Source organism: Streptomyces sp. NPDC043896 (genome assembly GCF_056435605.1).
This window is the reverse complement of the sequence record NZ_JBWKEE010000006.1, coordinates 335,833-348,210: the sequence shown is the minus strand read 5'-3', so window position 1 is coordinate 348,210 and position 12,378 is coordinate 335,833. Positions and strand designations below refer to the sequence as shown.

Below are 12,378 nucleotides of genomic sequence, written 5' to 3'. Positions count from 1 at the left end.
CGGCGGGGGATCCGGGGGTTGTTCGCCCTCGGAGGCTGCTGGACAGCGCCCCACCCTAACGGCTGGGAAGGGGCCCGTACGCCGCCTCGCGGGAAGGCTCGGAACGCGACGGTCCGCCTCCTGCGGGGAAGGTGCGGGAGGCGGACCGTTTGCTCAGTCTGTCGGTGCGTCGGTTGTTTTTTCCTGCCGCGGTGCGATCGTTTCGGACCGTTGTTCACCGCTGTTCACCGCTGTTCACCGCTGTCTGCCGGTGTTCGCCGATGGGCTGTCGCCGGCCCTCCGCTCTTCGCCGGGGTTCTCAGACCGCGGCCTTTTTCAGCCGGCGCCGCTCGCGCTCGGACAGGCCGCCCCAGATGCCGAACCGCTCGTCGTTGGCGAGGGCGTACTCGAGGCATTCGGAGCGGACCTCGCAGGCGAGGCAGACCTTCTTGGCCTCCCGGGTGGAGCCGCCCTTCTCGGGAAAGAAGGATTCGGGGTCGGTCTGCGCGCACAGTGCGCGCTCCTGCCAACCGAGCTCCTCGTCCGCCTCTTCGACCAGCAGTTCCTGAAACAGCTCGGTCATGTGCGCCCCTCGCTCTGTCTGTGCGTCCCCGTGATGTTGCCGTTACTGATCGCCGAGTAACGACACGAGTGAAATTACAAGTGTGTGGCTCCTGTGCAGTCAAGCCGAGATCTGCTATTGGGGCCCTTATTCACTCTGCGGAACCAAGCGTATACAGAAAGTGTTCATATCGCCAAAAATCGTGACACAAGCCACAGGCTCGCCGCGGCCGCCGTCCTCGTTCGAGGTCGACGCGTCACCCTGAAGGAGGGGTTGCGATTCAGCCGAAGATGCAGCCGAGATCACATTCCGATCACGAGTGACGCGAAGGGGTTTGAGGCCGGTTCCTGTGGACTCGGAGCGGCACATCCCCTCACGGAGAGTGCACAAACCTTTCTCCGGGCGCATTAACCGGATGAGGTGAAACTTTTCCCGTAAACCGGACATTGGGTTGACAGTCCGGCCCCCCGCCCGGTCTCCTTGTCCTCATGTCAGCGCCCGCAGCCGCCACCCGGACCCCCATTCGTGGGTTCCTGCGCGCTGCCCAGGTTCGCTGTTGCTGTTGCAGCTGTTGATGCCCCCGGAGCCACGGCTCCCCTGAGCACCAGCCATCCCCCACAGCAACCGCCCCGCACGACTGACATCCGTCGAGGACACCCCCACGATGAACAGCGCCCACGCCACCCCCGCCGCTCCCGCGACCACCCCGGCCACCGCCGCACCCGCCGTCGCCGCCGTCGAGAGCGACCTCCAGATCGCCGGCGACATCCTCGCCGTCCAGCACCTCCTCCAGCCCGCCCGCGAACACCCGGTCACCGTCGCCGAGTTCGCCGGCCTCGCCCGGTCCATCGCCGAAGACCGCGCCGGCTGGGAACACCTCGTCCAGTACGACGCCACCACCCGCTGGTACCACCGCCTGCGCACCGGCCCCGGCTACGAGGTCTGGCTGCTCAGCTGGGTCCCCGGCCAGGGCAGCGGCCTCCACGACCACGGCGCCTCCTCCGGCATCCTCACCGTCCTCGACGGCGAGCTCACCGAACACACCCCGCGCGGCCGGCTCAGCCACCGCGCCGGCACCCAGCGCGTCTTCGCCCCCGGCTACGCCCACGAGGTCGTGAACGACACCCTCGACGGAGCCGTCAGCCTGCACGTGTACTTCCCCGGCCTGACCGAGATGCCCATGCACAACTGCTCCCCGGCCCGCGAGGAACGCGTACCCGCCTGACATGCCCAGTCCGCCCGGTACCACCCCCCGGGAGGACGGCACACGGCTGACAGACTGTCCGCATGCGCATTGTTGTTCTGGCCGGCGGCATCGGCGGCGCCCGTTTCCTCCGCGGACTGAAGTCCGCCGTCCCCGACGCGGACATCACGGTCATCGGCAACACCGGTGACGACATTCACCTGTTCGGGCTGAAGGTCTGCCCCGACCTGGACACCGTGATGTACACACTCGGCGGCGGCATCAACGAGGACCAGGGCTGGGGCCGCACCGACGAGTCCTTCACCCTCAAGGAAGAACTCGCGGCGTACGGGGTCGGACCCTCCTGGTTCGGCCTCGGCGACCGCGACTTCGCCACCCACATCGTCCGCACCCAGATGATCGGCGCGGGCTACCCGCTCAGCGCCGTCACCGAAGCCCTCTGCGACCGCTGGCAGCCCGGCGTCCGGCTGCTGCCCATGTCCGACGACCGCGTCGAGACCCACGTCGCGATCACCGACCCGGAAACCGGCGAACGCCGCGTCATCCACTTCCAGGAGTACTGGGTCAAGCTCCGCGCCTCCCTCGACGCCGAAGCCGTCGTCCCCGTCGGCGCCGAACAGGCCAAGCCCGCCCCCGGCGTCCTCGACGCCATCGCCGGGGCCGACGTCATCCTCTTCCCGCCGTCCAACCCCGTCGTCTCCATCGGCACCATCCTGGCCGTCCCCGGCATCCGCGAAGCGATCGCCGCCTCCCCGGCACCCGTCGTCGGCCTCTCCCCCATCGTCGGCGGAGCACCCGTACGCGGCATGGCCGACAAGGTCCTCGCCGCCGTCGGCGTCGAATCGACCGCCGCCGCCGTCGCCCTGCACTACGGCTCCGGCCTCCTCGACGGCTGGCTCGTGGACGCCTCCGACGCCTCCGCCGTCACCGAGGTCGAAGCCGCCGGCATCCCCTGCCGAGCCGTACCGCTGATGATGACCGACACCGCCGCCACCGCCGCCATGGCCCGCGCCGCCCTGGAACTCGCCGAGGCCGCCCGGTGACCGACGTCCCCTCCTACGAGGTGCGGGCCGTCCCCGGCATCCCCGAGGTCCGGCCCGGCGACGACCTCGCCCGCCTCATCGCGGACGCGGAACCGGACCTGCGCGACGGCGACGTCCTGCTGGTCACCTCCAAGATCGTCTCGAAGGCCGAGGGGCGGATCGTCCGCGCCGACTCCCGCGAGGACGCCATAGACGCCGAGACCGTACGCGTCGTCGCGCGCCGGGGCACGCTGCGGATCGTCGAGAACCGGCACGGCCTCGTCATGGCCGCGGCCGGCGTCGACGCCTCCAACACCGAACCCGGCACCGTACTGCTGCTCCCCGAGGACCCCGACGCCTCGGCCGCCGCCATCCGCGACGGCCTGCGCGAACGGCTCTCCGCCGACGTGGGCGTCATCGTCACCGACACCTTCGGCCGGCCCTGGCGCTCCGGACTGACCGACGTCGCCATCGGCGCGGCCGGGGTACGCGTCCTCGACGACCTGCGCGGCGGCACCGACGCCCACGGCAACCCGCTCAGCGCCACCGTCGTGGCGACCGCCGACGAGCTCGCCGCCGCCGGCGACCTCGTCAAGGGCAAGGCCGCCGGCCTGCCCGTGGCCGTCGTCCGCGGGCTGGGCCACGTCCTCGCGGACGGCTCCACCGCAGCCGACCTGGTCCGCTCCCCCGCCGACGACATGTTCCGCCTCGGCACCTCCGAAGCCGTACGGGAAGCCGTCACCCAGCGCCGCACCGTACGCGCCTTCACCGACGACCCCGTCGACCCCGGCGCCGTACGCCGGGCCGTGGCGGCCGCGGTCACCGCCCCCGCACCGCACCACACGACCCCGTGGCGGTTCGTCCTGCTCGAATCGGCCGCCGCCCGGCTGGAACTGCTCGACGCGATGCGGGACGCGTGGATCGCCGACCTGCGGCGCGACGGCAAGTCCGAGGAGTCCATCGCCAAGCGGGTCAGGCGCGGGGACGTACTGCGCAACGCCCCCTACCTCGTCGTTCCGTGCATGGTGACCGACGGCGCGCACGACTACGGGCACGCCCGGCGGGACGCGGCCGAACGGGAGATGTTCGTCGTCGCCATGGGCGCGGGCGTGCAGAACTTCCTGGTCGCCCTCGCCGGGGAACGGCTCGGCTCGGCGTGGGTGTCCTCGACCATGTTCTGCCGGGACGTCGTCCGCAAGGTCCTCGCGCTGCCGGACGGCTGGGACCCGATGGGCGCCGTCGCGATCGGCCGCCCGGCCGCCCCCGCCGCCGAACGCCCGGCCCGGGACGCGGAGGCCTTCATCGAGGTGCGGTAGGGGGCTGCTGCCCGGACTACAGCCTGCCGATGTCGCCGCGGGGCATCCGCGGCGCCCGGCGGGGCGGAGTACGGCCCGCCAGCAGCACCAGGCGGGCCGCCCGGTGGCGCTGCCCCTCGTACGGGGCCAGCAGCTCCAGCATCCGGGCGTCGTCGGCGTCCCGCTCACCGGCGAGGGCGTAGCCGATGATCCCGGGGAGGTGCAGGTCGCCGGTGGTCACGGCGTCGGGCGCGCCGTTGCTGCGCTGGAGGGTCTCGGCGGAGGTCCACGGGCCGATGCCGGGCACCGCCTCCAGCCGGGCGGCGGCCGCCCCGAGCTCCATCGCCGCGGCCTCCTCCAGCCGGTGCGCCACCCGGGCGGCCCGCACGATCGTCGCCGAACGCTTCGAGTCCACCCCGGCCCGGTGCCAGTCCCAGGAGGGGATCAGCGCCCACTCCCGGGCCGCGGGCATCACGTACAGCTCCCCGCCCATCGGGCCCGGCGCGGGCTCCCCGTACTGGCGGACCAGGCGGCGCCAGGCGCGGTACGCCTCGTCGGCGGTGACCTTCTGCTCCAGCACGGTCGGGACCAGCGACTCCAGCACCAGCCCGGTACGGGTCAGCCGCAGACCCGGACGGCTGCGGTGACTGGCGTGCACGAGCCGGTGCCGGGGGACGAAGACGGCCGGATCGTCGTCGGCGCCGAGCAGCGCGGGCAGGTTCTCCAGCAGCCAGTCCCCGCCGGGCCCCCACGCCTCGGCGTCCACCCCGTCGGCGGAAGCGGAAACCCGCAGCGCGGCCGGGCCGTCGGGGGTGCGCGTGCCGCGCCAGACGGAGCCGTCGGGGGTGGTCCGGAACGTCGGATCGCCGGGCCCGCGCCGCAGCGGCCCGAGCACCAGCCCCAGGTCCACCAGCCCCCCGGGCCGCCAGCTGCGCCCCTTCCCCCCGCCCCCGACACCCCGCCCCTGCCCCCGCGCCACGGGCACGGCGGTATGCCCGCCGCGGACGGTGGTACGGGTGGTGGGGGTGGAGGGGGTGAAGCGGCCGGCCATGCGTCGAGCGTAGCCGGGCGGGGGTGGACGCGGCTCCGCGGCGAGGGGTCGGCAGGCGGGGCGGGATCCGGGGGGCGGTAGCCCCTGGGGCCGTCTCAGAGTGGGGCTGGGGGTTTCCCGTCAGTCCCATCGTCCTTCCGTGTCGGTCCGGTCCCTCAAGGGCGCTCCCTTCGGTCGCGTCACTTCGTGATCGCCTTCGGCGACCCTTGACCGACCGACCCGCCCCGGAAAGCCGAAAGACTGCCGGGAAACCCCCAAAAGAACGGTCACGGGGCAGAAGAGGGAGGGACGGGTCTCTCAGCGATGAGGCGAGGGATTGGGCGTCGCCCTGCCGGGCATCCGGGCCCTCAACAGTCGAGATCCGGGACCACAGGGCCTCTACCTGCACGGAAGGACGACATAACCATCCTGCGGACCACCCAGACGCGACAGATCGCTACGCGCTCCTCCCGGCTTGGCGTCCGGCGACCGTCCGGGGCTGATACCTGCACCAGAGGTTGATCAGAGCAGTCCAGGTTGCAGGTGGGCGCGGCAGATCGCTACGCGCTCCTCTTGCCTCGGCGCCTGGCCGCCGTCCCGGGGCCTGAGAGCCTCCCTGGAGGCCGTGCACCAGCTCCAGACGGCCGCCGGACGCCGAGCAGAGAGGAGCGCGTAGCGATCTGCCGCGTCTGCCGGCTCCCAGGTCGATCTGTTCGTCCTCTACTGCAGGTATCAGCCCCGGACGGCCGCCGGACGCCAAGCCGGGAGGAGCGCGTAGCGATCTGCTGCGCCTGGGTGGTCCGTAGGCTGATCTGGTCGTCCTTCCGTGCAGGTAGCCGCGCCCCTGGTCCTGAACCGGGGATCTGGGGGCCCGGATGCCCGGTGGGCCGGCGCCCGGCCCCTCGTCTCGTCCATGACAGGGCCGCTCCTCCTGCTTTTGCCCCGTGACCGTTCTTTTGGGGGTTTCCCGGCAGTCTTTCGGCTTTCCGGGGCGGGTCGGGCTGTCAAGGGTCGCCGAAGGCGATCACGAAGTGACGCGACGAAGGAGCGCCCTTGACAGGCCGGCACGACACGGAACGACGATGGGACTGACGGGAAACCCCCAGCACCTCCCCGACCCCGCCCAAGGGGCTACCGCCCACCGCACCCCCGCCCCGCACCCAGGGGGCGGGTGGGCAGCCGCCGCCCCGCCCCCTACCGTCCCTGGAGCTTCGCCGATGAGGTGCGGGCCGGGGGGAGTTGCTTGTAGAGGAGGCGGCCCGGGCATTCCGTGGCGAAGCCGTCGCGGTGGCCCGAGATGACGTTCAGCTTGACGTTCTTGCCCTTCGGGTAGCGGTTGCCGCCGCCCGACTTGAGGGTGGTCTTGGCCCTCGGGTCCGCTCCGAACAGGCCCAGCTTCCACGCCGTCAGCCGTGCCACCGCGTCGACCGCAGGGGCCGGCGGCGCCGTCGAGGTGTAGCTGCCGATCACCGCGATGCCCATGCTGTCGGCGTTGAACCCCATGGTGTGCGCGCCGAGCACCGGCTTCGCGACGCCGCCCGCGCGGCCCTCGTAGACCGTCCCGCACTTGTCGACGGCGAAGTTGTAGCCGAAGTCCCTCCAGCCGCTGCTCACCACGTGGTAGCGGTACAGGCTGCGCAGCACTGCCGGGGCGTCCTTGCAGGCGTAGTTGTTGCCGGAGGCGGTGTGGTGGACGAAGGCCGCCTTGACGGTGCTGGTGTAGACGAAGCCGGTCTCGCGCAGGGATTCGTCCGCGCCCCAGCCGCGCCGGGTGACGATCTTCGGGCGGGGGCCGATGTACGGCTGGGCGGCCGGGCCGAGTTCGCCGTCGCTCGCGAAGACGGCGTCGGCTGTGGAGTCGGCCTTGTTCAGCGCCGGGATCTCCAGGGCGCCGAGGGGGGCGTGCGGGAGGTTGGCGGAGGAGGATTCCGCCGTCTCCATGGTCATGCCGGGCAGTGCGACCGCGTCGCCCTTGTCGTCGTCCGGGGGCTGGGCGGGGCGGGTCAGGCCGCCCGCGCCGTTCTTGCCGTCGAGCACGGCCACCGGCGCCTCCGCGCCGGGGTCGACGAGTTCGATCCGCATGCCCGACGGGAGCCGTGACGCCGTCCTCGTGCCGGCGTTCTCGGCCTGGACCCGGACCTCCACCCCGTCGGAGGCGCCGACCCACAGGGGGGCGGTGCTGCCCCGGACGCGGCCGGTGCCGCGCTCCACCGCGTCGGGGTCGGCGGCGTGTTCGCCGTTGTGGGTCTCGATGTCCTGCCAGCCGGACCAGTTCCCGGTGCCGACCGCGCGGGTGCGGACCTGGACGCGGCCGACGAGCGGCGTGCTCACGTCGTCCCAGACGACGCCGATCAGCGAGAACGTCTTGACCTCGCGCGCCGCCAGGCCCCGGGTCCCGGCCGGGTCCGGGGCGGCGCTCATGCCGGGCACGCCGGGGATCCGGGCGCCGGAGGGCGCCAGGGCGACGAGCGGCAGTGACTGGGTGGAGCCGGCGGGGTCCGCCGGGTTCGACTCGGCCAGGGCAGGAGTGGGGAGCGCGAGCGGCAGGGCCAGTGCGGCCGCCGTCGCGACGCCGATGGAGGAAGCAAGGAATCCGCGCATGGAAGCGATGCTGGGCACAGCCACCACGAAGCGCCATCGGAGAACTGACGCTCCGTCCGGTAACGCGTCGGGGTGCCTTCCCCTGTACGGGCGAGCCGCTGCCCTCCGTACGAGGGACGGGCCCGCGTACGCTGGGCCGGGTGAACGCCACTGACCGCACCCCTGCCGACCTGCTGCGATCCGCGCTCGCCGCCGATCCGGGCCGCCCCCTCGTCACCTTCTACGACGACGCCACGGGCGAGCGCGTCGAATTGTCCGTCGCCACCTTCGCCAATTGGGTGGCCAAGACCGCCAACCTGCTCCAGGGCGACCTGGGCGCCGAGCCGGGCGACCGGCTCGCGTTGCTGCTGCCCGCGCACTGGCAGAGCGCCGTGTGGCTGCTCGCCTGCGCCTCCGTCGGGGTGGTCGCCGAGATCGGCGGGGATCCCGCCGGGGCGGACCTGGTGGTGAGCGGGCCCGACACCCTGGAGGAGGCCCGCGCCTGTTCCGGGGAGCGGGTGGCGCTCGCGCTGCGTCCGCTGGGCGGGCGGTTCCCGCAGCCGCCGGCCGGCTTCGCGGACTACGCGGTGGAGGTGCCGGGTCAGGGGGACCGCTTCGCTCCCTTCGCCCCGGTCGACGCGGACGGCCCGGGCCTGGTGGTGGGCGGCGAGGAGCTGTCGTACGCGGAGGTGGTGGACCGGGCCCGCCTGGACGCCGCGAAGCACGGTGAGGGGGCCCGGGTGCTGTCGGGCCTCGGCTACGACACGTGGGAGGGGCTGTCGGCGGGCCTGTACGGGGCGCTGGCCGCGGGCGGTTCGGTGGTGCTGTGCCGGAACCTGGACGCGCTGGCGCCGGACGCGCTGGAGCAGCGCGTCGAGAGCGAGCGGGTCACGCACCGGGCCTGACGCCCGCCCCGGGTGCCGTGGCCGCTCCGGGCGCTCCCGGGCGCTCCAGGCACTCCCGGCGCTCCGGGGTGCCGCCGCCGGGCGGCGGTTCCGCCGCGAAATGTCACCCGCATGGCCCTTGTCCCGCCCCTGTCCCCGGGCCCCCGACGTCACCCGGGGGCAGGATCGGCTGGAGGGCCGTGCTCACCCGTACGGCCGGTTTCCGGCAGGGCGAGGGGACGGAGCGCCAGTGACGGACAGCGCGGGCATACCGGACGACGCCGGGGCGGCGGCCGGAGGCGGCGGCAGGCCTCCGCGCGGCCGCCGGCGCCGGCTGCTGCGCTGGATCGGCCTGGGGCTCGTCCTGCTGGTCCTGGCGGGGGCGGCCGTCGGCTGGTGGGCGTACGCCAAGCTCGACGGGAACATCACCGAGGACACGTCCGCCGAGGCCGAGCTGCGGCGCTACGAGCGGGAGCGCCCGGCGCACTTCGGGGCGGGTGCGCAGAACATCCTGCTGATCGGCTCGGACTCGCGGTCCGGCACGGTGAACTCGCGCTACGGGCAGGACGAGGGCACCCAGCGCTCGGACACCACGATCCTGCTGCACCTGCCGGCGGACCGCCGCAGCGCGACGGCGGTGTCGATACCCAGGGACCTGATGACGGAGGTCCCGAGCTGTCTGCGGCCGGACGGCTCCCGCACGGGTGAGCGGTTCGCGCAGTTCAACTGGGCTTTCCAGTGGGGCGGGGCCGCCTGCACGATCCGTACGGTCGAGCGGATGACCGGGATCCGGATCGACCACCACATGGTGCTGGACTTCGGCGGGTTCAAGAAGATGGTCGACGCGGTCGGCGGGGTGGAGGTCTGCCTCAGCCGGCCGGTGGTGGACGCGGAGGCCCGGCTGAGGCTCCCGGCGGGCCGCCAGCTGTTGCGGGGCGAGCAGGCGCTGGGTTTCGTCCGGGCCCGGTACGGGCTGGGCGACGGCAGCGACACCGAACGGATGGAGCGTCAGCAGCACTTCCTCGGCGCGCTGGTGGAGAAGGTGCAGAGCAACGGGGTGCTGCTGAACCCGGCGCGGCTGTACCCGCTGCTGGACGCGGCCACTTCCTCGGTGACCACCGACCCGGGGCTGGCGTCGCTGCGGGGCCTGTATGAACTCGTACGGGGCGTACGGGACATACCGACCGAGCAGGTCAAGTTCCTGACCGTGCCGCGTCGCCCGTACGCGGCGGACCCCAACCGGGACGAGCTGGTGGAGCCCGACGCGGCCCGGCTGTTCGGGCAGCTGCGGATGGACCTGCCGCTGACGGTCACCTCCCCGCAGGCCGATCCGCGACCGGAACCGGAGCCCGCCGCGGAGTCCTCCGCGGCGGACGGTCCGCGGCCCCGTCCGCAGCCGTCCGGGCCGGTCCGGGAGGGTGCCGGAGCAGCCGCGACGCCGGGCGCGGCGACGGCTCCGGCCACGCCCTCGACGGGGTCCGCGCCGACGGGAAGCGGAAGGCCGGCCTCGCCCACTCCCGTCCCGACGTTCACGGGAACCACGGCGGCCGCGGCCGACTGCCGGTAAAGCAATCCAAAAGCCCGAGGCACAACCGAACCGGATGAGCGCTTTGGCCCGTTATAGGGGGAGTGGATTTTGTCACCAGCATGGTTCGGGGCTGACCTGGGCGGATAAGGTGAGCGATCCGGTGCACCGGCCGTGACAGGGGCCGTGCACCAGCAGCCGGATCGTTGACCGCGCGCCTGGGGGGAGGCGCGTCGCGATGCACCGACGGAGGATTCGAGCAACCGTGGATGCGCAAAGCCGTGGGCGGGCGGACGAGATCGACCCCGCAGACCAGTGGGTCCTCAATCCCCGCACTGGCAACTACGAACTGCGACTGGGTCATTCCGCTGCGCAGCAGCACACCGTCGCCGCGCCCCGCAGATCCCGCAGAACCGCCACCGCTCCCTCCGCCCCCTCGACACCGACCGCACCGTCGCCCGGAGTACCCAAGCCCCGGCGGGGCGAGGGTCCGCCCGGCGGGCGGCGCGCCGGGCGCCCCCGCAAGGGCGGCGGCCCGCCCCGGCGCCGCAGGGGCATGGTGGCGACGGGCGGGACGCTGGCACTGCTGCTGGTCGCGGGCGGCCTGGGCTCGTACCTGTACTACGAACACCTGAACGGCAACCTGAAGGTCATCGACACCGGTGGCGCGGGCGGCAGTTTCAAGAAGGACCGGCCGATCAACATCCTGGTGATCGGCACCGACAAGCGCAGCGGCAAGGGCAACGAGGGCTACGGCGACGCGGACAGCGTCGGCCACGCCGACACCACGATCCTCTTCCACGTGTCCCGGGACCGCACCAACGCGACGGCGCTCTCCATCCCGCGCGACCTGATCACCGACATCCCCGCCTGCCCGACGAAGCAGCCGAACGGTTCCGTGAAGGAGATCCCCGGCACCAAGGGCAGCCGCTTCAACAACAGCCTGGGCCAGGAAGGTCGCGACCCGGGCTGCACGATGCGTACGGTCAAGCAGCTGACCGGCCTTGAGGTCGACAACTTCATGATGGTCGACTTCAACGCGGTGAAGAACCTCAGCACGGCGGTGGGCGGGGTGCCCGTCTGCGTGGAGAAGGACGTCAACGACCGCGATTCCAAGCTGAACCTGAAGGCGGGCCAGCACCGCCTCCAGGGCGAACAGGCACTGGCCTTCGTACGGACGCGGCACGCCTTCGGCAACGAGAGCGACCTGGACCGCATCAAGACCCAGCAGCAGTTCCTGGGTTCGATGATGCGGGAGATGAAGTCGAAGGAAACCCTGACCAGTCCGAAGAAGTTCTTCTCGCTGGCGGAGGCGGCCACCAAGTCGCTGACGGTGGACCAGGGGCTGGGCTCCATCGGCAAGCTCACCGATCTCGCCGGTGAGCTGAAGGACATGAACCTGAAGAACATCACCTTCACGACGCTCCCGGTGCTCGACAACCCGAACGAGCCGTCGAACCGGAAGGCGACCGTCGTCCTCAACTCCGCGCAGGCGGAGCCGCTGCTCCAGATGATCCGCGGGGACGTCTCGCTCACCGAGGTCGAGAAGAAGGAGGCGGCGGCGAAGGAAGCGGCCGACGCCGACGCGAAGAGCCGGCAGGACGCGATGCTCCAGGGCAACCGCGCGCCCGCCGGGGACGTCCGGGTGGACGTGTACAACGGCGGCGGCCCGCCGGGATCGGCCTCCACTACCCTGACCTGGCTGCAGAACAGCAAGGGCGTCCACAAGGCCAGCAACCACGGGAACGCGTCCACCAGGCTGGGCAGCACCCAGCTCGAGTTCGCCCCGAACCAGGCCGACCAGGCCCGGGCGCTGGCGGACATGATGGGGCTGTCCGGTGCCGCCCTGAAGGTGGGTTCCGTGGACGCGGGTCCGCGGACGCCGATGAAACTGACGCTGGGCTCCGACTTCAAGGAACCCGGGGCGCCGCTGGGCGCCCCGGAGACTCCGCAGCAGGCGCCCGAGGGGCTCCAGCGGGTCGAGGCGGACAAGGCGGTCTGCGCGAAGTGAGCGGTCCGTACCGAGTGGGCGGACGGCTGTTAGGCACGGAACCAGCACCACCGATCTCATCGACCGACCGGCGCATGACGGGCGGTAGCCGGTAGGACCGGCACAATACCGACCAGTAGTGATCTTGAGGGGGGTACGCGTGAAGCACACCAGCGTGCGGGGGGAGGGGGCGCCCGACCAGGCCGCCGACGGCATATCCGACGGCGTCGGAGAAGCTGCCGACGATGCCTCGGAGAAGCCGTCGGGGAAGCCCGCGGAGAAGCCCTCGGAGAAGCCCGCGGCCGCG

9 protein-coding genes are annotated in these 12,378 nt (G+C 72.4%); 6 read left to right on the top strand and 3 right to left on the bottom strand.

All coding sequences use genetic code 11. The features are described from left to right. Window positions 1-298: 298 nt before the first annotated feature. Entirely contained in the window at window positions 299-562 is a 264-nt protein-coding gene (locus AC069X_RS11705; RefSeq protein WP_003983763.1) for a WhiB family transcriptional regulator, read from the bottom strand. Window positions 563-1,205: 643 nt separating this feature from the next. On the opposite strand from AC069X_RS11705, the gene AC069X_RS11700 reads away from it, so the two are divergent. The 3 genes from AC069X_RS11700 to AC069X_RS11690 all read left to right on the top strand — a co-directional run bounded on the left by AC069X_RS11700 (window position 1,206) and on the right by AC069X_RS11690 (window position 4,083). Beyond that, a complete protein-coding gene (locus AC069X_RS11700) occupies window positions 1,206-1,766 on the top strand; it encodes a cysteine dioxygenase (RefSeq protein ID WP_478727532.1) in 561 nt (186 codons plus the stop codon). Between the two features lie 62 nt (window positions 1,767-1,828). Continuing rightward, window positions 1,829-2,788, top strand: a complete 960-nt coding sequence (cofD, locus tag AC069X_RS11695) for a 2-phospho-L-lactate transferase (RefSeq protein WP_478727530.1) — start codon at window positions 1,829-1,831, stop codon at window positions 2,786-2,788. Continuing rightward, complete coding sequence (locus AC069X_RS11690) at window positions 2,785-4,083, top strand: coenzyme F420-0:L-glutamate ligase (RefSeq protein WP_478727528.1); 1,299 nt, start codon at window positions 2,785-2,787, stop codon at window positions 4,081-4,083. Before cofD ends, AC069X_RS11690 begins: the two co-directional genes overlap by 4 nt. A gap of 16 nt (window positions 4,084-4,099) precedes the next feature. Here the strand turns inward: AC069X_RS11690 and AC069X_RS11685 are convergent, their stop codons facing one another. Both AC069X_RS11685 and AC069X_RS11680 read right to left on the bottom strand, forming a co-directional pair. Continuing rightward, window positions 4,100-5,113: a DNA-3-methyladenine glycosylase family protein gene (locus AC069X_RS11685; RefSeq protein ID WP_478727526.1), complete on the bottom strand. Its 1,014-nt coding sequence runs from the start codon at window positions 5,111-5,113 to the stop codon at window positions 4,100-4,102. A 1,173-nt stretch (window positions 5,114-6,286) separates the two neighbouring features. Beyond that, entirely contained in the window at window positions 6,287-7,693 is a 1,407-nt protein-coding gene (locus AC069X_RS11680; protein ID WP_478727524.1) for a peptidoglycan recognition protein family protein, read from the bottom strand. A 140-nt stretch (window positions 7,694-7,833) separates the two neighbouring features. Between AC069X_RS11680 and AC069X_RS11675 the strand changes: the two genes are divergently transcribed. From AC069X_RS11675 to AC069X_RS11665, 3 genes are all read left to right on the top strand, one after another. Beyond that, window positions 7,834-8,577 (top strand): TIGR03089 family protein, encoded by a 744-nt coding sequence (locus tag AC069X_RS11675; RefSeq protein WP_478727522.1) that lies wholly within the window; start codon window positions 7,834-7,836, stop codon window positions 8,575-8,577. Window positions 8,578-8,806: 229 nt separating this feature from the next. Then, window positions 8,807-10,123 (top strand): LCP family protein, encoded by a 1,317-nt coding sequence (locus tag AC069X_RS11670; protein ID WP_478727520.1) that lies wholly within the window; start codon window positions 8,807-8,809, stop codon window positions 10,121-10,123. 223 nt (window positions 10,124-10,346) lie between these two features. Continuing rightward, window positions 10,347-12,092, top strand: coding sequence for an LCP family protein (locus AC069X_RS11665; RefSeq protein ID WP_478727518.1), 1,746 nt, complete (start codon window positions 10,347-10,349; stop codon window positions 12,090-12,092). Window positions 12,093-12,378 lie beyond the last annotated feature (286 nt).

What these genes read in the sequence shown, in the direction of transcription:
- AC069X_RS11685 (WP_478727526.1), bottom strand. Translation starts at nt 5,113, where the DNA reads ATGGCCGGCCGCTTCACCCCCTCCACCCCCACCACCCGTACCACCGTC.
- AC069X_RS11680 (WP_478727524.1), bottom strand. Translation starts at nt 7,693, where the DNA reads ATGCGCGGATTCCTTGCTTCCTCCATCGGCGTCGCGACGGCGGCCGCA.
- AC069X_RS11705 (WP_003983763.1), bottom strand. Translation starts at nt 562, where the DNA reads ATGACCGAGCTGTTTCAGGAACTGCTGGTCGAAGAGGCGGACGAGGAG.
- AC069X_RS11700 (WP_478727532.1), top strand. Translation starts at nt 1,206, where the DNA reads ATGAACAGCGCCCACGCCACCCCCGCCGCTCCCGCGACCACCCCGGCC.
- cofD (WP_478727530.1), top strand. Translation starts at nt 1,829, where the DNA reads ATGCGCATTGTTGTTCTGGCCGGCGGCATCGGCGGCGCCCGTTTCCTC.